This is a genomic window from Pseudomonas sp. JAI111 (genome assembly GCF_024809425.1).
In the GTDB taxonomy this organism is placed as follows: Bacteria; Pseudomonadota; Gammaproteobacteria; order Pseudomonadales; family Pseudomonadaceae; genus Aquipseudomonas.
This window is the reverse complement of the sequence record NZ_JANUCB010000001.1, coordinates 774,197-794,852: the sequence shown is the minus strand read 5'-3', so window position 1 is coordinate 794,852 and position 20,656 is coordinate 774,197. Positions and strand designations below refer to the sequence as shown.

At 59.5% G+C, this 20,656-nt stretch carries 21 protein-coding genes; 6 read left to right on the top strand and 15 right to left on the bottom strand.

Going from position 1 to position 20,656, the window contains the following annotated elements:
• Positions 1-34 precede the first annotated feature (34 nt).
• The 4 genes from HNR03_RS03775 to HNR03_RS03760 all read left to right on the top strand — a co-directional run bounded on the left by HNR03_RS03775 (position 35) and on the right by HNR03_RS03760 (position 1,910).
• Complete coding sequence (locus HNR03_RS03775; protein ID WP_222585337.1) at positions 35-376, top strand: helix-turn-helix domain-containing protein; 342 nt, start codon at positions 35-37, stop codon at positions 374-376.
• Entirely contained in the window at positions 373-744 is a 372-nt protein-coding gene (locus HNR03_RS03770; protein ID WP_003223109.1) for a hypothetical protein, read from the top strand. The genes HNR03_RS03775 and HNR03_RS03770 overlap by 4 nt, the downstream gene beginning before the upstream one ends.
• On the top strand, positions 745-1,152 hold the full coding sequence (locus HNR03_RS03765) for a sel1 repeat family protein (RefSeq protein ID WP_222585338.1): 408 nt from the start codon (positions 745-747) through the stop codon (positions 1,150-1,152).
• Between the two features lie 431 nt (positions 1,153-1,583).
• Positions 1,584-1,910 carry a hypothetical protein gene (locus HNR03_RS03760; protein ID WP_259150952.1) on the top strand — a complete coding sequence of 109 codons (327 nt, stop codon included), beginning with the start codon at positions 1,584-1,586 and terminating at the stop codon, positions 1,908-1,910.
• 138 nt (positions 1,911-2,048) lie between these two features.
• Here the strand turns inward: HNR03_RS03760 and HNR03_RS03755 are convergent, their stop codons facing one another.
• Together HNR03_RS03755 and HNR03_RS03750 are read right to left on the bottom strand one after the other, a co-directional pair.
• The gene (locus tag HNR03_RS03755; protein WP_259150951.1) at positions 2,049-3,839 is read right to left on the bottom strand and encodes a bifunctional diguanylate cyclase/phosphodiesterase; all 1,791 of its coding nucleotides are present in this window, start codon (positions 3,837-3,839) and stop codon (positions 2,049-2,051) included.
• A 138-nt stretch (positions 3,840-3,977) separates the two neighbouring features.
• Positions 3,978-6,059 carry a carboxy terminal-processing peptidase gene (locus HNR03_RS03750; protein ID WP_222585340.1) on the bottom strand — a complete coding sequence of 694 codons (2,082 nt, stop codon included), beginning with the start codon at positions 6,057-6,059 and terminating at the stop codon, positions 3,978-3,980.
• A 139-nt stretch (positions 6,060-6,198) separates the two neighbouring features.
• Here HNR03_RS03750 and HNR03_RS03745 point away from each other — a divergent pair, with 139 nt between their 5' ends.
• Entirely contained in the window at positions 6,199-7,161 is a 963-nt protein-coding gene (locus tag HNR03_RS03745; RefSeq protein WP_259150950.1) for a zinc-binding dehydrogenase, read from the top strand.
• A gap of 111 nt (positions 7,162-7,272) precedes the next feature.
• On the opposite strand, the gene HNR03_RS03740 is transcribed toward HNR03_RS03745, so the two are convergent.
• The 6 genes from HNR03_RS03740 to HNR03_RS03715 all read right to left on the bottom strand — a co-directional run bounded on the left by HNR03_RS03740 (position 7,273) and on the right by HNR03_RS03715 (position 12,704).
• On the bottom strand, positions 7,273-7,926 hold the full coding sequence (locus HNR03_RS03740) for an HAD family phosphatase (RefSeq protein ID WP_259150949.1): 654 nt from the start codon (positions 7,924-7,926) through the stop codon (positions 7,273-7,275).
• 115 nt (positions 7,927-8,041) lie between these two features.
• Positions 8,042-9,031 carry an ABC transporter ATP-binding protein gene (locus HNR03_RS03735; RefSeq protein ID WP_259150948.1) on the bottom strand — a complete coding sequence of 330 codons (990 nt, stop codon included), beginning with the start codon at positions 9,029-9,031 and terminating at the stop codon, positions 8,042-8,044.
• Complete coding sequence (locus HNR03_RS03730; protein WP_222585343.1) at positions 9,028-9,828, bottom strand: ABC transporter permease; 801 nt, start codon at positions 9,826-9,828, stop codon at positions 9,028-9,030. Before HNR03_RS03730 ends, HNR03_RS03735 begins: the two co-directional genes overlap by 4 nt.
• Positions 9,815-10,660, bottom strand: a complete 846-nt coding sequence (locus tag HNR03_RS03725) for an ABC transporter permease subunit (protein ID WP_222585344.1) — start codon at positions 10,658-10,660, stop codon at positions 9,815-9,817. The genes HNR03_RS03730 and HNR03_RS03725 overlap by 14 nt, the downstream gene beginning before the upstream one ends.
• Positions 10,657-11,463: an alkaline phosphatase family protein gene (locus HNR03_RS03720; protein ID WP_259150947.1), complete on the bottom strand. Its 807-nt coding sequence runs from the start codon at positions 11,461-11,463 to the stop codon at positions 10,657-10,659. Before HNR03_RS03720 ends, HNR03_RS03725 begins: the two co-directional genes overlap by 4 nt.
• Before the next feature lie 176 nt (positions 11,464-11,639).
• Positions 11,640-12,704, bottom strand: a complete 1,065-nt coding sequence (locus tag HNR03_RS03715) for an ABC transporter substrate-binding protein (RefSeq protein WP_259150946.1) — start codon at positions 12,702-12,704, stop codon at positions 11,640-11,642.
• Between the two features lie 349 nt (positions 12,705-13,053).
• On the opposite strand from HNR03_RS03715, the gene HNR03_RS03710 reads away from it, so the two are divergent.
• Positions 13,054-13,767 (top strand): UTRA domain-containing protein, encoded by a 714-nt coding sequence (locus HNR03_RS03710; protein WP_090181765.1) that lies wholly within the window; start codon positions 13,054-13,056, stop codon positions 13,765-13,767.
• Positions 13,768-13,891: 124 nt separating this feature from the next.
• Here the strand turns inward: HNR03_RS03710 and HNR03_RS03705 are convergent, their stop codons facing one another.
• The 7 genes from HNR03_RS03705 to minC all read right to left on the bottom strand — a co-directional run bounded on the left by HNR03_RS03705 (position 13,892) and on the right by minC (position 20,617).
• Entirely contained in the window at positions 13,892-16,060 is a 2,169-nt protein-coding gene (locus HNR03_RS03705; RefSeq protein WP_259150945.1) for a mechanosensitive ion channel domain-containing protein, read from the bottom strand.
• Positions 16,061-16,136: 76 nt separating this feature from the next.
• Entirely contained in the window at positions 16,137-16,313 is a 177-nt protein-coding gene (locus HNR03_RS03700; RefSeq protein WP_167360485.1) for a hypothetical protein, read from the bottom strand.
• 180 nt (positions 16,314-16,493) lie between these two features.
• Positions 16,494-17,783: a M18 family aminopeptidase gene (locus tag HNR03_RS03695; RefSeq protein ID WP_259150944.1), complete on the bottom strand. Its 1,290-nt coding sequence runs from the start codon at positions 17,781-17,783 to the stop codon at positions 16,494-16,496.
• Between the two features lie 112 nt (positions 17,784-17,895).
• The gene (locus HNR03_RS03690; RefSeq protein WP_030131660.1) at positions 17,896-18,531 is read right to left on the bottom strand and encodes an RluA family pseudouridine synthase; all 636 of its coding nucleotides are present in this window, start codon (positions 18,529-18,531) and stop codon (positions 17,896-17,898) included.
• A gap of 90 nt (positions 18,532-18,621) precedes the next feature.
• Positions 18,622-18,876 carry a cell division topological specificity factor MinE gene (gene minE / locus HNR03_RS03685; RefSeq protein WP_007898843.1) on the bottom strand — a complete coding sequence of 85 codons (255 nt, stop codon included), beginning with the start codon at positions 18,874-18,876 and terminating at the stop codon, positions 18,622-18,624.
• A complete protein-coding gene (gene minD / locus HNR03_RS03680) occupies positions 18,876-19,688 on the bottom strand; it encodes a septum site-determining protein MinD (RefSeq protein WP_033057165.1) in 813 nt (270 codons plus the stop codon). Before minD ends, minE begins: the two co-directional genes overlap by 1 nt.
• Before the next feature lie 191 nt (positions 19,689-19,879).
• Positions 19,880-20,617, bottom strand: a complete 738-nt coding sequence (gene minC / locus HNR03_RS03675; protein ID WP_090188538.1) for a septum site-determining protein MinC — start codon at positions 20,615-20,617, stop codon at positions 19,880-19,882.
• Positions 20,618-20,656 lie beyond the last annotated feature (39 nt).

Below are 20,656 nucleotides of genomic sequence, written 5' to 3'. Positions count from 1 at the left end.
GACTCGCTAAGTGTCGTTGTCCTACGGGGAAGTCATGGATATCCAGATAATCACACGCGAAGGCGAGCCCGAATATGCGGTTTTACCGTGGGCTCAGTATCAGGCTCTACTGAAAGCAGCAGGCATTAACGAGCAGCCGGTGCCCGACGCACCGGCACGTCAGGCGGCACCGCCAGACCAGATTTTGCCTGGTCTGGATCAACTACGCAGTTTGCGCGAAGGGAAGGGCATCGCCATCGAGGCGCTGGCCCGCACGGTAGGCATCAGCCCGTCTTATCTGGCCTTGATCGAAAGTGGCGAGCGTCAACCCGACGCAGCGATTCGCCGCAGCCTGGCCTGGGAATTGACGGTGCCAGGGTGGAGGGACGAATCGTGAGCGTACGCATCAGTCGTCAACATTGGGACGGGTTGCTGGGTGAGCTGGATCAGGCGCGTCGCCAGCGACATCTTTTGACTTACCGAGCCTTGCTGGAACGTTTGCAATTGCCCACGCCGGCCATGCAAACCCTGACCGCAGCGCTCGAGCATCTGGCAGCGCTGGACGCCAAGGCCGAGCAGCCGCTGCGCAGCTCGCTGGTGATCAGCCAGGGCGCCAGTCGCCTGCCACGTACCGGTTTCTTCGAGTGCGTCGAGCGTCTGGGGCGATTCTCCGGGCCGTCCGACGGCGTTGCTGCCGCCTCGTGGCACGCCTCGGAAGTGGTGCGAGTCTTCGAATACGAATACCCCGAATCAGCGGAGGCCTGAGTGTTTTTAAAGCTCAAGGCACGGGCCTCTTACTGGCTGGCCCGCCGGCTGTTTCACTGGTCATGGTTCGTGCGACAGCCACGGGGCTGGAGCTGGCTCGAAGGCCAGTTCGCGCGCATGGCCAACCTGGGTGACGTCGGCGCGCAAAGCTTCTATGGCCACATCCTGACCTTTCGCGGCGTCGGCCTTGGCGCTCGTGAGGAAGGCGTGCGATTGCTGCGCCTGGCTGCGTTGGCGGGGGATGGCAAGGCGGCGTATCAAGTGGGCGTGATCAGTTTGGCGGGAACGCCGAGCAAGGCGCCGGACCCGGTGGAAGCGGCGAGATTTTGGAACATTGCGGCGAAGGCGGGGCATCCGTTGGCTGAGCTTAAATTGAAAGAGCTGGCGGCTCGGGATGCTGCGAAGTAACCCGATCGTTTGCGTTTCTGACCGTTCGTGACGCATTAGAGAATTGCCCTACACCAACATCGACCTTTCCTGACTTCTTTTAGAATTCATCCCCCGCAAAGTCCTGCGTGTTTATTTCTGTGTAAGCTCGTCGGAGATTTCCTTCGAGTTGTAGCGGCTTTGATGAACTGGTGCGCGACGTGTCTCATCGATAGGCTTCTGGCTGTCACTGCAAATTCAGTGACAGGGTGTGGAAGCCCTTCTATCGTTAGGCGCGTCAAGCGCCACCAGTTCGGCGTTTTTTCGTCTGTGTTTTATGGTAGCTGTGCGCGGGGCGCTTTCGAGTGCGCCGAGTGCCTAACGTCTCGGTCTTCCACACCCGCGTTCAGCCGCCACCTATTGCGTGGAAGTGATTTCTGGCGGCTCCAATCCATACGTTAGGAAGTAAAACAATGAAAACGCTTACACCAGATCCTCCGTACACCCCTCTAACTCCCCATCCCGACAACCGCTTCATGGCGCTGACCAGCAACTGCAGCGACATGCCCACCCTGTTCGTCGACACCCACGCGCCGCTCGATATCTTGACCGACGCTGCCCGCTACCGAATCCGAGCCGTCACCCAAATGCTGGAGAACCTCTCCATGCGCGGTTCGGTCGAGTGCGACTCCATGATTCTCAGCGACTTTGCGCTGCTCTGCGCGATTCCATTGCGCGATGGCTGTGATGTGCTGGATGTGGTTGGGCGGCGGTTGGGGGCGCAGTCGGCGGCTGATTAGATCCTGAGATTTTGGTTGTCTGGTCTGGCCTCTTCGCGAGCAGGCTCGCTCCCACAGTTTTCTGTGTCGTTCACAAACAGTTGGAAACGACACAAATACCTTGTGGGAGCGAGCCTGCTCGCGATAGCGTCAGCCCAATCACCGCTGCCCCATGAACAACTCTTCGTGCTGCGCTGGCACCGCCAGACTATCAATCACATGCACGCTATACCCCGGCACATTCTTCGCGTGGTGCTTGGCCTGTGAAGCCATCTCTGCCAACTGGCTCGCATCGAGTTGTCCACAGGCCTGTGGATGCAAATGCACCACGCCGATCGACAGTGACAACAGTGGAAACTCCTGGCGCACACCCTGACGGTTCGGCGCGATAAAGCAGCCGGCTTCCAGGTGTTCGCTGCGGTAGAAGCGCCGGCACTGGCTCTGGAAGTCTTCGAGCAATTGATTCAGGCGTTTACGCCAGTCTTGCGGGCCAAGCACCAGCAGGAAGTCGTCGCCACCGATATGGCCGACGAAGTCGCGGGACGGGTCGACGCGGTCGTTCAGGCATTGCGCCAGGCACAGCAGGACTTCATCGCCACGACCGTAGCCGTAGATGTCGTTGAAGGGTTTGAAACTGTCGATGTCGACGTAGCAGATCACCGATTCCCGCTGCTGTTGCAGCAGCCGGGTCAGGCACTGCTGGATGGGCACGTTACCCGGCAGCAAGGTCAGCGGGTTGGCGTAGCGGGCTTGCTGGATTTTCAGTTCGGTAATCAGCTTGAGCACATCGATCACCCGGCCCAATCCCAGATAACCGCCGTCGAGGGTGATGATGAAATCCTCTTCGATACGCTGTCGGGCGCGACTGGTGATCAGGCGGCTGACCTGTTGCAGCGACTGGCTCATTTCCACGGCGAGAAAATCATCGTTCATCAAGCGGCTGATCGGCTTGCGGGCGAACAGGTCGGTGGCAAAGGGCTTGAGCAGCGCGTCCGACAGCGAATGCCGGTGGACGATGCCACAGGGGTGGCCTTGCTCGTCGAGCACCGCCAGCGAGTTCAGGTTGGCCTGGCGGCGGAAGGCTTCCAGCACCGTTGCCGTCGGTGTATCGCGGGTCACGGCCGGTTGCTCGTTGAGCAAGGCGCTGAGGTCGCTGCCTTCGTCATTCAGCGCCACGGCAGCGCTGTCGTGCTTGGGCATCAAGGCGCGTGCATCGCGAGGTGGCTGTTCCTGCGGGCGACACAACAAATAGCCCTGGACCAGGTCCACACCCATCTCGGTCAACACCGCCAGTTCTTCGGGCAGCTCGATGCCTTCGGCGATCACTTTGGCCCGCGAGGCCTTGGCGATTTGCAGGATCGAACCGACGAATTCGCGCTTGAGCGCGTCCTGGTGGATGCCGTCGATGAAGTGCCGGTCGATCTTCACGTAGTCCGGACGCAACTCGGACCACAGGCGCAAACTCGAGTAACCCGCGCCGAGGTCATCCAGCGCGATGGAAAATCCCATGGCCCGATAGTGATGCAGGGCGTTTTGCAGCAACTGAAAATCATCGGTCGGGGTTTGTTCGGTGAGTTCGATCACCACCTGATCTGGGGGTATACCGAAATCCTGCAGCAATTGCAGGGTGCGACCGGGCTGGTGAGCGACTTCGAGCAGCGATTCGGGCGACACGTTGAGGAACAGTTTGCCCGGCAGTTGTTGTTCGTTGAACCGCCGACAGGCACTTTCCCGGCAAGCGATTTCCAGCTCGCTCAAGCGACCGGCCTGGCGCGCTACGGCGAACAATGCGATGGGGGAGTGCAGCGGACTGTTTGACGGGCCACGAGTGAGGGCTTCATAGCCGACAATGCGTCGCTCAGAGAGGGAAATGATCGGCTGGAACAGGCTGTGCAAACCGCTTTGAGCCAATATTGAACTCAACGCACTCAGCTGTTCGGTAGTGGTCATGGCATTCTCTGGCGATAAAAAAAAGGACTGGGAGCACTCTCTTGGATAAAGAGGGCTCCCAATCCTTTATTTCACGACAGAATGATGACTATTTGATGACGCTCCGGGGAGCGTCAGCATTAAATTGCCATCAGCCCCTTAGTGCTTGGCGACCGCCGTGTTGAGTTTCAAGTAATCCAGCAGAATCCGCCCGGTCTCGCTCAGGTAGGCATCGTCTTCCGGTTTGGTCTTGTCCGGCTCGGCGGCGATCGCGTCTTCGTCTTCTTTCTTCAGCTCTTTGAGCGGCTCTTCGCCCTTGGCCTTGCGACGGATGTTTTCCATCGCCAGTTGCTTGGCTTCGATATCGGCGTGTTGAGCACGGCGATCGGCTTCATTGAGGCTGACGGTTTTTTCGGCCATCAGCTTCTGGGCCAGGGCCAGCTTGTCGCGGATGAACACGAACTCCGCGTCCTTGGCCGTGCGCACGTCATGCTCGGACTTGAGCTGCGTGATGTACGGTTTGAACGGGTCGACCGCTGGCTTGATCGCGGCTTTGATGGTGTCCCACGGCATGGCTTCCGGCAGGGCACTTTCACCGATTTCCTTGGTGTCGATGATCGACGGGTAATCGATGTCCGGCAGGACGCCCTGATGCTGGGTGCTCTGGCCGGAAACCCGGTAGAACTTGGCCAGGGTCAGTTTCAGTTCGCCATGGTTCAGCGGCTGAATGGTCTGCACGGTGCCTTTGCCGAAGGTCTGGCCGCCGATGATCAGTGCGCGGTGGTAGTCCTGCATGGCGCCAGCAAAAATCTCCGAAGCCGAGGCGGACAAACGGTTGACCAGCAACGCCATCGGGCCTTTGTAGAAGGCGCCCGGGTTTTCATCTTCCAGCACATCGACCCGGCCATCGGCGTTACGCACCAGTACGGTCGGACCTTTGTCGATGAACAGGCTGGTCAGCTCGGTGGCTTCCTGCAAGGAACCGCCGCCGTTGTTGCGCAGGTCGATGACCACGCCGTCGACTTTGTCTTTTTGCAACTCGGTCAGCAGTTTCTTGACGTCGCGGGTGGTGCTCTTGTAATCCGGATCGCCAGCACGGAACGCCTTGAAGTCGAGGTAGAAGGCCGGAATCTCGATGATGCCGAGCTTGTAGTCCTTGCCATCCTGTTTCAGGTTGAGGACCGATTTCTTCACAGCCTGGTCTTCAAGCTTCACCGCTTCGCGGGTGATCGGCACGATCTTGCTGGTCTGGTCGTTTGGCGCATTGCTGGCCGGAATGACTTCCAGGCGCACCACGGTGCCTTTCGGACCACGGATCAGCTTGACCACTTCGTCCAGACGCCAGCCGACCACATCGACCATCTCTTTGTTGCCTTGGGCAACGCCGATGATCTTGTCAGCCGGTGCGACTTGCTTGGTCTTGTCCGCCGGGCCTGCAGGCACCAGGCGCACGACCTTCACTTGATCGTTATCGCTCTGCAACACGGCACCGATGCCCTCGAGGGACAGGCTCATGTTGATGTCGAAGTTTTCCGCGTTATCCGGCGACAGATAGTTGGTGTGCGGGTCGTAGGACATGGCGAAGGTGTTGATGTACGCCTGGAAGATGTCTTCCGCGCGGGTCTGGTCCAGGCGCGTCAACTGATTCTTGTAGCGCTTGGTCAGGGTCTCCTGGATCTGCTTGGAGTCCTTGCCCGCGATCTTCTGCCGCAAGACTTCGTCCTTGACGCGTTTGCGCCACAGGTCGTCAAGTTCTGCGGTGGACTTGAGCCAAGGGGCGTCCTTGCGATCGATCAGCAAGGTCTCCTTGGTGGTGAAGTCCATCTTGTCGACGCCTTTGTCCAGCTCGGCAAGGGCAAAGTCCAGACGCGCCTTGACGCGGTCCAGATAGCGCTTGTAGATGGTGAACCCGGCGTTCAGGTCGCCGCTTTTGAGGAAGTCGTCGAACTGGGTTTTCCACTTGTCGAATTCGGCAATGTCGCTGGCCATGAAGTAGCTGCGCGACGGATCCAGCAGCTTGAGGTAGCTGTCATAGATAATCGCGGAGCGCGCGTCATCGAGCGGCGGCTTGCTGTAATGGTGACGCTTGAGCAACTCGACGACGTTCAGACTGGCGATTACTTCGTCACGATCAGGCTGAAGCTTGTCCCAGCTATTGGCGGCAAACGAATTGCTCGACATCGGCAACAGACCGATACCAATGAACAGGGCTAGGGCGGTGCTTGGGAAAAAGTGCTTCATGCTGATTCGACGCGGGGACAATTGATCACGCATATTAGGCCGTCTTTGAAGTCGCCGGTTCTACGAGAGCCGGTCGCATAATGCAAGAAAGCCCGGCGCTACAGCTACGGGCTCAGTCCAGACTCACTATGGAGGCACTGTGAAAGCATTGCAAGGCGTGGAAGATCAAGTGGTGTGGGTTGAAGAGCCCAGTCCTACATGTGATGTAGGACAAGTTCGGATTCGAGTGGCGGCTGCGGGACTCAATCGAGCCGATTTGTTACAGAAAGCCGGTCTTTATCCGCCACCGCCGGGAGCCAGTCAGGCACTGGGTCTTGAGTGTTCGGGCGTGATCAGCGAGGTCGGTGCGGGCTCGTCCTGGCAGGTCGGTGATCGGGTCTGCGCCTTGCTGGCCGGGGGCGGGATGGCTGAAGAGGTAGTTGTCGACGGACGGCATGTGCTGCCGGTTCCCGACGGAATGACCTTGGCCGAGGCCGCTGCGTTGCCAGAAGTGTACGCGACCGTATGGCTGAATTTGTTTCAACTGGCTGCGCTCAAACCGGGTGAGAAAGTTCTCCTGCATGCCGGAGCAAGTGGAATCGGTTCAGCCGCCATTCAGCTGTGCAAGGCATTTGGCAACCCGTGCTGGGTCAGCGTCGGTTCCGCCGAACGCTTGGTCTATTGCGAAGCATTGGGTGCGCAGGGCGGGGCAGTGCGTACCACGGATCTGGACAGCTTGAGGGATTTGGGACCGTTCAATGTGATCCTCGACCCGGTCGGCGGTGACTACGCAGCGCTTAATCTGAAAATGCTGGCCCTGGATGGCCGTTGGGTGCTGATCGGCCTGATGGGCGGCCGTGAGGCGAAGCTGGATCTGGCGCAGGTGCTGGCCAAGCGGGTGCAACTGCTGGGTTCGACGTTGCGCAGTCGCGATGATCAGTTCAAGGCGGATTTGTTCAGTGACCTCCGTCAGCATGTCTGGCCGCTGTTTGCCGAAGGGCGGTTGAGTGCGCAGTTGGCGAAGACGTATGCGATCAAGGATGCCGAGGCGGCGTTTGCGGAGTTGGCGAGCAACAAGGTGGCGGGGAAGTTGGTGCTGATAATCGACGCAAGCCTGACCTGACTATACAAAACCTGTGGGAGCTTGCCTGCTAGCGATGAACGATGACGCGGTTTTCCAGCTAAACCGCGTCGCTTCACTCGCGAGCAGGCTCGCTCCCACAGGGTTTTTGGGTTATTTCCAGAGATGGATCGGCCAACCGGCCTTTTCGGCGTGCTCAAGCAACACCGGATCCGGGTTCACCACGTGTGGGAAATCGACCTTTAGCAGCAGCGGTAAATCATTGCGCGAGTCGGAATAGAAGCTCGCGCCTTCAAGGTTTTCCTCTTCCGCATCCAGCCACTCCAGCAACCGAGTGATCTTGCCTTCGCGGTAGGTCAGGGTGCCGACGGTGTGGCCGCTATAAACCCCGTGCGCGACTTCCAGCTCGATGCCGAGAATCTCGTCGATGCCCAAGCGGTCGGCAATCGGCCGGACCAAGTGCGTACCCGACGCAGAAATCACCAGAATCCGGTCGCCAGCCTTACGGTGGGCGGCGATGGCCCTGGTGGCGTCGCTGAAGATGATCGGTTCGATGAAATCTTCCACCCAAGGCCCGACCAAATGGTCCACTTCTTCCGGTGTACGCCCGATCATCGGCTCCAGGCTGAAGGTCATGTAGTCCTCCATCCGCAGCTTGCCGTGGCTGTAGGCGTCCATCAGTTCGTTGTTCTGCCGCATGAACGACTCCGGGTCGACCCAGCCCAGGCGGCCCATTTGCTCGCTCCAGAGGGTGGCGCAGTCGCCGTGGATCAGGGTTTCGTCCAGATCAAAAATTGCCAAGGCCATTAGTGCGGTTCTCTCCGAGAACAGCTTCAAGCGGCAAGTTTCAAGCCGCAAGAAGTGATTAAGGTGGTCAGCAGTTTACAACTTGTAGCCAGCAGCTTGCAGCTTGCCGCTGCTTTCAAGCTACTTCACACAGGGCCGTCGGATCGATGGAAAGTGCCAGGCGTTGACCATCGGGATGCAAATCGGCCGCCGAGCGGTTCAGTACGTCCACCACCAATTCCACGCCCCGGGCTTCAATCCGGTAGCGAATCACGTTGCCCAGCAGGCTGTGGCTGCGCACTTGCGCATCAAGCTCGCCATTGAGGCTCAGTTCGATGGCTTCCGGGCGGATAGCAATGCGATGGCTGATCGGCCGCTGCAGCAGTTTCGAAGCGCTGGCAGGGTCCAGCAGGTTGTAGTTGCCGATGAAGCCGGCGGCAAAAACATCCACCGGGGCGGTGTATAGGGTTTCGGCGTCGCCGCTCTGTACGATTTTTCCCTGATTCATCAGGAAAATCCGGTCAGACATGGTCAGCGCTTCTTCCTGATCGTGTGTAACGAAGATCGTGGTCAGGCCCAGTTCGCGCTGAATCTGACGGATCTGTTCTCTCAAGTGTTTGCGAATCCGTGCATCCAGGGCTGACAACGGTTCATCCAGCAACAACAACCGAGGCCGCGTGACCAACGAGCGGGCGAGGGCCACACGTTGGCACTGGCCGCCTGACAGTTGGTGCGGATAGCGGGCGGCGAAGTCGTTGAGCTCCACGAGGCTCAGCACTTCGGTCACGCGTTTCTGGCTGTCGTCGGCGTTGACCTTTTGCATGCGCAAACCGAAGGCGACGTTCTGTTCCACGGTCATGTTGGGGAACAGCGCATAACTCTGGAACACCATGCCGATTCCGCGTTTTTGCGGACTCATTGGCACCAGATCGACCCCCTCCAGCAGAATCTTGCCGCCGTCCACCGAGGTCAGGCCGGCGATGCAACGCAGCAATGTGGATTTGCCGCAACCGGACGGGCCGAGCAGGGTGACGAATTCACCTTTCTGGATTTCGCAGTTGATGTCGCTGAACACCGTGGTGCCCGCATAGCTTTTCTGTAGGTGTTGGACGCTGACATAGCTCATTCGCTTTTGTCCTTGTTCAAGATATTGGCCGCCCAGGTCAGAACCAGCACGAAGAAGAAGTAGGAAATCACCAGCGCACTGGTGAAGTGGCCGCTGCTGTTACGCATGTTGTTGAGGTAGACCTGCAGGGTTTCGTAGCGGGTGCCGACCAGGATGTTGGCGAACACGAATTCACCGAACAGGAACGAGAACGACAGCAGCAACGCCACCATCAAACCCTTGCGCAGATTGGGCAGCACCACCAGGAACGCGGCTTGCCAGGTGCTGGCGCCGAGCAGTTGGGCGGCGTCCATCAGGTCGCGCAGGTTGATCGCTTGCAGGTTGTTGGTGATTGCCCGGTACATGAACGGCAGTGCGATGGTGAAGTAGCAACCGATCAGAATCCACGGCGTACCCACCATCGCAAACGGCCCGGAACCATAGAGCTGCAACAGCCCCACCGACGACACCACCGGCGGCACCGCGAAGGGCAGCAGGATCAGGATGTTCATCAGCGCGTCGAGTTTGGGGAAGTGGTAATGCACCACGAACAGCAGCGGCAGAATCAGCACCACCGACAGGATCAGCGCGCCGACGCACACCAGCAATGACTGCCCGAACGCATGCAGAAAACGTGGATCGCTCCACAGCTGGATGTACCACTTGAAGGTAAAGCCGCTGGGCAGAATCGTCGCCGACCAACTGCTGGCGATCGAGTAGATCAGCGTCCCGAGCAGCGGCAGCAACAAAATCGCAAACAGCAGATACACCACGACGCGGTGATAGACACCGGCAGGGCCCAGTTCAACGCGAGACATGGTAGCTCCTCTTCAACAGCAGCTGATGCACGATGGTTACCAGGGTCATCAACGCCACGAGCACCACAGCCAGGGCACTGGCCAGGTTCGGGTCCAGAGAAATGTCGCCGGAGACCATCGCCGCGATGCGGATTGGCATCACGTTGAAGTTGCCAGTGGTCAGCGCGTAGACCGTGGCGTAGGCGCCGAGGGCGTTGGCCAGCAGGATGACGAAAGTGCCAAGCAATGCCGGCGTCAGCACGGGCAAGCCGATATGCCGCCAGAACTGCCAGCTGTTGGCCCCGAGCAGTTCGGCGGACTCACGCCAGTCTTCGCGCAAGGCGTCGAAGGCCGGGTAGAGCAGCAATACGCCCAATGGAATCTGGAAGTAGGTGTAGAGAATGATCACCCCGGTTTTCGAGTACAGGTTGAAATCCTGAATGATCCCGGCCTGTTTGAGCATGATGGTGAAGCTGCCGTTGAAGCCCAGCAGAATGATGAACGCAAAGGCCAAAGGCACGCCGGCGAAGTTGCTGGTCATGTTGGCGAACGCATTCACGAAATTGCGCAGTTTAGAGTCGACCCGGCGCAGGGAATAAGCGCCCAGCACCGAGATGATGATGCCGAATACGCTGGACCAGAAACTGATCTCGAGGCTGTACTGGATCGCCTGCATATAGAACTTCGAATTGAAGATCTTGGTGAAGTTGGCGATTCCCCAGCCGAACTCTTCCGATTGCAGGCTGTTGATCATCACCCAGACCAGGGGCGCGATCTCGAACACGATAAAGAACAATACGAAGGGCACCAGGCATAACGCTGCCAGCCATTTGCCGCGAGTCATGGCATTCACTTGAGCAGCTCCCGGCACACAGGTTTGTCATGGGGCGCACCCAGCAGTTCACAGACGGTGCCGCATATTTCAGTCTGTTTCGGTGTGGCGCCGGCGTTGAAGCTGAAGGCGTCGCCGAGGACGAACAGCGGCACTTCGCGCTCTTCCGGCAACAGGCCGTTGTGGGAGCGGTCGTTGTTCATGCCGTGGTCGGCGGTCACCAGCACCTGATAGCCGCTGTCGAGCCAGCCTTGCAGGTAGTCGGCGAGGATGATGTCGGCCGAGCGGGCGCTGTTGCGGTATTGCGGGGTGTCGAGGCCGTGCTTGTGCCCGGCGTCGTCGATGTTCATGGGGTGAATCAATAAAAACGCCGGGTCATGACGCAGGCGCAGGTTTTCGGCGTCGGCGAACAGGTGTGAATCGGGGTAGTGATCGGTCCAGTAGAAGTGACCGTGTTGGATCGGCAGGTCCGGGTCGTCGGTGTGGCGATCCCGTGCAGCCACGAATGGCGAACGGTTATACAGCTCGCTGACCCAGTGATAGGCCGCGGCGGCTGTCTTCAGGCCGGCATCGCGGGCGTAGTGATAAATGCTGCGCTGGTTGGACAAGCGCGAGACGTTGTTATGGACAATGCCGCTCTCGATGGGCGCAACGCCGGTGAGGATGCATTCGTACAGGGGGCGGGACAGGGCCGGCAGTTCGCACTCCAGTTTGTAGAGCGCCGCGCGTCCTGCGCCGACATAAGCCTGCAGGTGCCCCATGGCGTGGCGCGCGACCTCGTAGTTGAGGCCGTCGAGCACGACAAGGATGACGTTGTGCTTCATAGGGGCGATGACTCCGTAAAACAGATATTCGGAATTCACTCGGTCCACTGTGGGAGCGAGCCTGCTCGCGATGGCGGCTGAACATTCGACATAGATGCTGAATGACACACCGCAATCGCGAGCAGGCTCGCTCCCACAGGGATCTCCATTAGTCCGTCAGATGGCGGGCTGCAGGATTACTTCATTTCGACGATGACTTCTTCGTTCCACTTTTGCGGCAGAGCCTTGGAGGTCTTCTCCCATGCATCCGCGTCCTTGATCGGCGTAACATTTTTATACTGCTCGTTAGGCAGCAGCTTGGCCTTGACGTCTTCCGGCAGAGTGATGTGCTCGGCGCGGATCGGACGGGCGTTGCCTTTCGCCAGGTTGATCTGACCGGCATCGCTGAAGATGAATTCGCGGGTCAGCTTGGCGGCGTTCGGGTTTTTCGCGTATTTGTTGATGATGGTGGTGTAGCCGGAAATCACCGAGCCATCGGAAGGGATCACCACCACGTAGTCATCCGGGTTGACCATCTTGGCCTTGTAGCTCAGGCCGTTGAAGTCCCAGACCACGCCGACTTCGATTTCACCCTTTTCCATGGTTGCAATCACTGGGTCGGTCATCGACAGGCGGCCCTGTTTGGCAATGTCTGCAAAGAACAGCAGCGCAGGTTGCAGGTTCTTCTCATCGCCACCATTGGCCAGTGCTGCGGACAGTACACCGTTGGCGGCCTGGGCGGAGGTGCTCACGTCACCAATGGACACCTTGTATTTACCGGTTTTCAGATCAGCCCATTTGGTCGGCGCGTCGGATTCGTGCAGCAGCTTTTTGTTGATGATGAAGGCGATGCTGCCGGTGTAGGCCAGTGCCCAGTTGCCGTCCTTGTCTTTAGCCCAGGTCGGAATCTGATCCCAAGTGCTTGGCTTGTAAGGTTGCACCACGCCCTGTTTGACCGCGATCGGGCCGAAAGCCGCGCCAACGTCACCGATGTCGGCACTGGCGTTGTCTTTTTCAGCGGCGAACTTGGCAATTTCCTGCGCCGAGCTCATGTCGGTGTCGATGTGTTTCAGGCCGTAATTCTTGGCCAGGTCTTCCCAGGTGCCTTTCCAGTTGGCCCAGTCATCGGGCATGCCGACGCTATTGACCGCGCCTTCCGCTTTCGCAGCGGCTTCCAGGGTTTTCAAATCATCAGCGGCCATTGCGGCGGTGCACAAGGCAATGGTCGAGCCTAACAGTGATGCCAGGAAAAGCTTTTTCATCCGAAGCTCCTTTGGGCGTTTTCAACGCTGCGATTGCGGTTGTGTTGGTCTAGGTCAGCAATACCTGAGCCAATTTAGGCGCCGCTGATGACATTTTGATGTCGACGATCGGTCTGCCACTTTTTTTCAAACAGTAGGACTCAGGCTTCGGACTAAGCGTAGACCATGGCTAAAGGGCTGATACAAAAGGACTTGGCTGTAATTTTGCAGGTGTCTGACTCAACCGTTCGGCGGCTTTGTCATCTGCCAGTCACAAGCAGTGCCTAGGCTTGCAGGGAGTTGATGGAGCCGGTTTGAGCGACGGTTCCGCCCCGAAACAGTGCTGGTCTAGTCCAGATAGGTAACGTTGATGCGCATCGAGACCACCAAAGCGGTGACAGCCATCGGTCAGGTTTTGCAGGAACAGCTCGACCACGGCCTGTTGGCGTCCGGTAGCAAGCTGCCGTCCGAGCGCAAACTAAGTGAGTTGTTCGGTACCACGCGAATCACCGTGCGTGAAGCATTGTTGCAACTGGAGGCCCAAGGTCAGATTTATCGCGAGGAGCGCCGCGGCTGGTTTGTGTCGCCGCCGCGCCTGGCTTACAACCTGATGCAGCGCAGTCACTTCCACGCGATGGTCAGCGCCCAGGGGCGTGTGCCGTCCACCGAGGTGATTTCGGCGCGCTTGCAGCCGGCGTCGGCGGCGGTGTGTGCGTGGTTGCAGTTGCCGGCGTTGTCGAGCGTGATCCAGATCTGCCGGGCGCGGCGTATCGATGAGCGGCTGGTGTTGTACGTGGAGCACTACCTCAATCCGCAGTATTTTCCGGGGATTCTGGAGTTTGATTTGAATCAGTCGATTACCGAGCTGTACGCCAGGCACTACGACTTGCACTACGGGCGAGTACGTTTCGAGATCGTGCCAACGGCGTTGTCGGTGGATGCGGCGGCGGCCTTACGGGTTTCGGTGGGAAGTCCGGGCTTGCGGATTGCCCGGGTCAATTATGACCAGCATGAGCGGTTGATCGACTGTGACCTGGAGTTCTGGCGGCATGACGCGATTCATGTCGGCGTTGATGTGGTTTGACTGGCGGGTTGTCTGGAAGACGGAGGCGCCCCCTATCGCGAGCAAGCCCGCTCCCACATTTGAAATGCATTCCAATGTGGGAGCGGGCTTGCTCGCGAAGGGGTCATGACAGCCACCCTATCAATCAAGTAGCGGGCACATCCTTCTGCGGCCCACCGCCCGCGGTGATCACCTGCACACTCATCCGCGGTGTCGCCAGATCCATCCCCGCTTCATCCAGATGCCGCTTCAGCGACAAATTGAACGCCCGTGAAACTTCCCACTGCTTGATCGGCGCGGTCTTGAACCGGGCGCGAAGAATCGCGTTGCCGGACTCGAAACTCTCGACACCCTGGATCTCCAGTGGCGACCAGATGTTGCGGCGTTGCAGCGGGTCGGTGCGCATTTTCTGACCGACTTCGCGCATCAGCTTGATCGCCTCGTCGATGTCCATGCTGGAAGGCACCGCTACCCGGAAGATCGCGTAGCCGAATTCCCGCGAGTAGTTCTGGATGCTTTTGATTTCGCTGAACGGAATGGTATGGACGATGCCGTCGATGTCCCGCAGCCGCACGGTGCGGATGGTCAGGCCTTCGACGGTGCCCAGGTGACCGCCGACGTCCACGTAGTCGTCGATGGCCAGGGAGTCTTCGATGATGATGAACAGGCCAGTGATCAAGTCCGCGACCAGCGACTGCGCACCGAAACCGATGGCCAGGCCGATCACACCGGCACCGGCCAGCAGCGGCGTGACGTTCATACCCATGTTCGCCAGCGCGACAATCAGCGCGATGATAAAAATCGCCACGAACAGCACGTTGCGGATCAGCGGCATCATCGTCTGCGCGCGCGCGTTTGCCAGGCCTTTGCGTGAGCGGGTCAGGGCGTGGTGCACGGCGGTGTCGCTGAGGATCCAGACCAGGTAGGCAAAAATCAGCGTGCCCGCGAGGCTGAACAGTTTGACGCTGATTTCATGGCCTTCACCCTCGGTGAAGCCGATCAGCGACATGCCCCAGACACGCAGGCCCAACTCGATGAACGCCAGCCACACCAAGAGATGGGCGAGGTTGTAGAAGAAGCTTTTCAGACGCTCCGAATACAGCGCATGACGTTTCACCCCGCGTTGCGGTTTCAGCGAATGGCGCCGCACCAGGCCGTTGATGACCATGCACAGCACCAGCAGCACGGTGCAGATCAGCGACTGACGCAATGCGGTGCTGGTGTCGCCGGCCGACACGAATGTGGCGAACAGCGAGATGGCCACCAACACCAGGGCCGGCACGTACCAGAAGGTCCCCAGAATATCGATGGTGTCGCTGAGCGCGCGGCGGGTCAGGCGGCGGGACAAAGGTTGGTTGCGGATCAGGTGCGCGATGGGGCGGCGGAAACGCAGGATGAACAGCCCCGTGGACAGCGCCGCCAGGACGTTGGCCACGGTGGCTGCGGTATGCGCCAAATGAGTGCCGAGGCTGGTGACCAGGCGCGGATCGCTCAGCGCTTCACCGAAGGCCGCGAAACTGCCGATCAGCCACAACGGCCGGAACGCTTGATGCCGCAGGATGTACAAGGCGCGATGGCGGTGCGGGCCGTCGAGCACGGAAAAGGCGATGACACAGATGGCCGAGAAACAGGTGCCGACCACCAGCGCATACGCCAGCACCATGGCCAGGCTTTTGCCCAGTGACGACGGCAGGGCGTAACTCATGTAGACCGTGATGACCAAGGCAATCAGCCACGGCCCGAGTTTGCGCAGGGCAAAACGCAACATGTCCAGGGCCTTGGGGTGTTGCGGCAGCTCTTCGGTCAGGCCAAAGCGCATGCGCACCCGGTGACCGACCCAGATCAGCGCAGCAGCCAGCAGACTCCAGACCATCAGGATCATGGCGAACGCGAAGATGATCGGCAGCCATTCATTGGCCGGCAGCATCAAGGCCATCAGCTCGTCCTCGGCCAGGGAAAACTCCTCGGACCAGCGCGTGAGCGGGCTATCGGCCCCGGAAAACTGCTTTTCGAAAGAGGCCAGCGTGCCGCCGATCAGGCCGAGAACGCCTTCCTCGGCAGCCGGCTGGGCTTTCTTGGTGACATCGCGCAGTTTCTTCAGGTCGGCCAGCAACTTTGCCCGTTGCTGATCGTTCTCCAGCGACTTGATGACTTCGTCCAGCGATTGTCCCAGCGGGGCCTGTGCCTCTGGCTGGGCCTTGGTTGAGCCGCTGAGCAGGCTCGGCAAACCAACCGCCTGCGCAGGCGCCATCGGCAGCAGCGTCATCAGGCAGACAAGGAAAAGATATGGCAGGGCGAAAAGACGAGCGAGCACTAGGCAGTCAACCTCGGATGAACGGATCGACCGAGTGTACGAGCCCGTCAAAATCAATGCGAGTCAGGGGGAGGATTTATTCGTTGAGTTTGGCGAGGATCTTGAACACCACCGTCGCGAGGATCGTCAGCATGCCGATCCACATGGCGAAGACACCGGCGTTTTTATCGCGAAAGTTGAAGCCGATTGCCAACAGGATCATCCCGGCAAGGATGGGGATCAGCATGGCGTGGAACGAGGACAACGTGATCATGGGTGACTGCCTTGTCGGACGGGTATTTAAAGTCTAGGTGGCTTTTGGGCGGCCGTTGGTGAGGTGTGCTGGATCTTTAAATCAGCGGGGTCTGAGCCGGCGCCATCGCGGGCAAGCCCGCTCCCACATTTGAAATGCATTCCAATGTGGGAGCGGGCTTGCCCGCGATGGCGTCAGTGATTACGGCAGCTCTTGGCAGGCGTAGAACGCGCTCAGCACTTTGACCAGGTGTGCCAGGTCGTGGCTGCCGCACAGTTCGCGGATCGAGTGCATGGCGAACGTCGGCAGGCCGATGTCCACGGTGCGCACGCCCAGGTGGCTGGCGGTGATCGGGCCGATGGTCGAGCCGCAGCCCATGTCGCTGCGCACCACGAAGCTCTGCACCGGCACTTCTTCGGCCATGCACAGATGGCGGAAGAACCCGGCGGTTTCGCTGTTGGTGGCATAGCGCTGGTTGCTGTTGACCTTGATCACCGGGCCGGCGTTGAGTTTCGGGCCGTGGTTGGCGTCGTGTTTGTCGGCGTAGTTGGGGTGTACGCCGTGGGCATTGTCGGCCGAGACCAGCAGGGATTTCTGAATGGTGCGTACGAACTCGTCACCTTCGGGCAGCAGGCGACGCAGGGTTTGCTCAAGCATCGGGCCATCGGCGCCGCACGCCGAGCAGGAGCCGACTTCTTCGTGATCGTTGCACACCAGCACGCAGGTTTCATCGGTTTCGGCGGTCAGCAAGGCTTGCAGGCCGGCATAGCACGACAGCAGGTTGTCCAGGCGCGCGCCGGCGATAAAGTCGCCATGCAGGCCGATGACGGCCGCGCTTTGGGTGTCGTAGAAGCTCAGCTCGTAGTCGAGCACCACGTCGGCATTCAAACCGTGCTCCAGCGCCAGCTGATTGGTCAGCACGGCGCGGAAGTCCACGCGCTCGTCGCCGGCAAATTGCGCGAGGATCGGCGGCAGTTCGTTCTGTGCGTTGATCGCCCAGCCCATGTTGGCTTCACGGTTGAGGTGGATCGCCAGGTTGGGGATCGTGGCGATCGGCGCCTTGAAATCGATCAGCTGGCTTTCGACCTTGCCATCGCGGCGGAACGTCACGCGGCCGGCCAGAGACAGGTCGCGGTCAAACCACGGCGCCAGCAGCGCACCGCCGTAGACTTCGACACCCAGCTGCCAGAAACCCTGGCGCTGCAGCTCCGGCTGGGGTTTGACCCGCAGGCACGGACTGTCGGTGTGGGCGCCGACCAGGCGAATCCCGCCATGCAGCGGCGAATGGCGTCCCCTCTTGAACGCGACGATCGAGGAATCATTGCGGGTGACGTAGTAACGGCCGTTGGCTTCGGTGGTCCACGGCTCACGCTCGTCCAGACGCACAAAACCCGCCGCTTCCAGGCGCTGGGCAAGGCTGGCGGTGGCGTGGAATGGGGTAGGGGAGGCCTTGAGGAAGTCGATCAGGCCTTGGTTCAACTCTTCGCGCATAAGAAGCTCCAGACAGCAATGGCGCAAGTTTACCGTATTGAAAGCGCAAAGTGCGGCGGCGCAGAACTTGTGGGAGTGGGCGAGCCCGCTCCCACAGGCTTTTTGCTAGCGCTTAAAACGGTGCCGGGCACTCGAAGCGCAAGCGTTCGCCGGTCTGGGGATGGGTGAAGCTGAGCATGCTGGCGTGCAGGCACAATCGTGGCCAGGCAGCCAGGGCTTGCTCATGGGCATAGAGGCCGTCGCCCAGCAGCGGGTGACCGATGGAGAGCATGTGCACGCGCAACTGGTGCGACCGGCCGGTGATCGGCGTTAACTCGACCCGGCACCAGTCACCACAACGCTCCAGCACGCGCCAGAACGTCAGGGCGTGTTTGCCGAATTCGTGGTCGACCACGTGGCGCGGCTTGGTCGGCGGATCGTAGCGCAAGGGCAGGTCGATGCTGCCGCTGTCCAGTTCCGGCTGGCCCCAGCACAGAGCGGTGTAGGCCTTTTCGGTTTCGCGGTCGTGAAATTGTCGAGACAGCTCGCGATGAGTGTCCGGGTCACGGGCTAGCAGAATGATGCCCGACGTTTCCCAGTCCAGACGATGGACGATTCGTGCTTCCGGGTAGCCGTTTTCTTGCAGGCGGGTAATCAGGCAATCCTTGTTGTCATCGGCCCGGCCAGGCACGGAGAGCAACAGGGTCGGTTTATCCACCACCAGCACGGCGGCGTCCTGATGGATGATGCGGATGTTGGACAACGGCATTAAAACAGCCTCGTAACAAACGCCAACGGCGACTCAGGCCCCTTCCTGTCACAGAAGGGCCCTGAGCCGCCGTGGCTCCCGCTGGATCGACTAGCGATCAGGCAGGGTGATATTGAGTTCCAGGATCGAGCAGCTGCCCTGGTTTTCCAGAGCGACGTGCACGTCATCGGACCCGATATTGACGTACTTGCGGATCACTTCCACCAGTTCCTTCTGCAAGGCTGGAAGATAGTCCGGCGTACTGCGTTGGCCGCGTTCATGCGCCACGATGATCTGTAGACGCTCTTTCGCTACCGACGCGGTGCTGACCTTTTTGCTGGCACGAAAGAAGTCAAAAAGATTCATTATCTACCTCCAAACAGGCGCTCGAAGAAGCCCTTCTTCGTCACATCGAGGAAACGATGCTCCACGGTTTTGCCCAGCAGACGATCGACCGCATCGCTGTACGCCTGACCGGCGTCGCTCTGGTCGTCGAGAATCACGGGCACGCCCGAGTTGGAAGCCTTGAGTACCGCCTGGGACTCCGGAATGACACCCAGCAGGGCAACCGCCAGGATTTCCTTGACGTCTTCCACGCCCAGCATTTCGCCATCGCTGACGCGTTGCGGGTTGTAGCGAGTCAGCAGCAAGTGTTCCTTGATCGGCTCTTCGCCTTTTTCGGCGCGACGGGACTTGCTGGCCAGCAGGCCCAGCATGCGGTCCGAGTCACGTACCGAGGACACTTCCGGGTTGGTCACGATAATCGCTTCATCAGCGAAGTACATGGCCAGGTGGGCGCCTTTCTCGATACCTGCCGGGGAGTCGCAGACCACGTATTCGAAGTCTTCCTTGAGCGCCATCAGGACTTTTTCCACGCCTTCGACGGTCAGTGCGTCTTTGTCGCGGGTCTGGCTGGCGGCCAGCACGTAGAGGTTTTCGAGGCGTTTGTCTTTGATCAGCGCTTGCTGCAGGTTGGCTTCGCCGTTGACCACGTTGACGAAGTCATACACCACGCGACGCTCGCAACCCATGATCAGGTCGAGGTTACGCAGACCAACGTCGAAGTCGACGATAACTGTTTTGTGACCGCGCAGAGCGAGGCCGGTACCGATAGCGGCGCTGGTGGTGGTCTTACCCACACCACCCTTGCCGGATGTAACCACTAGAATCTTGGCCAAGGTGTTTCACCCCTAAGGAAAAAGGACATTTAGCCCCTGAAAAACATCTCTTGAAAAACTACTGCAGTCGGACAGCCTTGGCTGGAATCCGGTCCGGAACAGCGATAAACACTGCTTTTGGCCTTTTTCCTACTTCGTTTGAGCCGTTTTCGCTACGTTTTAGAGATGCTTGGAAAATGCGGCAGTATCCGTTAAAGCCGAATGATGTTCAACACGTCGCCTGACAGGCTGACTTGCACACCCGAACCCCATAAAGGGTCGCGGCGCAAATCTTCGGACACCTTGTAATGGCCGGCGATGGAGACCAGTTCAGCGCTCATTTGCTGACAGAAAATCCTGGCCTTGGTGTCGCCTTTGACTCCGGCCAACACGCGACCGCGCATCGGGCCGTATACATGGATGTTGCCATCGGCGAGAAGTTCCGCACCCGGGCTGACCGACGAAATCACTACCAGATCGCAACCCTGAGCATATATTTGCTGGCCACCACGTACTGGCGACGTGATGACTTTTGTCGGTTTGATCGTCGGCTCGGGCGGCTTTTCCGGTTTTTTCTTCACCTGGCCTTCCAGCGGGTCCAGCGGACGCTCTCGGGCACCGGACGGCGGCAGCACCGGCAAATCGACGGCAATGGCGGCCGCGATGTCTTCGATGCGGCTGGCGCGGATCGCCAGGGTGCGCAGGCCATGCTGGCGGCAAACGCGCATCAGCCCCGGCAGATCGACCGCGCCTTCGCTGGCCGGGAGTTTGTCCAGGGCCAGCACCAACGGCGCGTTGCTGAAGAAATTCGGCGCTTGCGCAACCTTGGCGGCCAGTTGCCGATCAAGGTTCTCAAGGTCGTTGCGGGCCAGTTCCAGCACCGTAATGGCGAGCATGCTGCCCTTCAACTGGAACACGGGATCTTGGTCTAGCGGTTCGGTTTGGCTCATGGTCGGCATACAACGGCTTGTCACTAAAAGTGCCGAGAC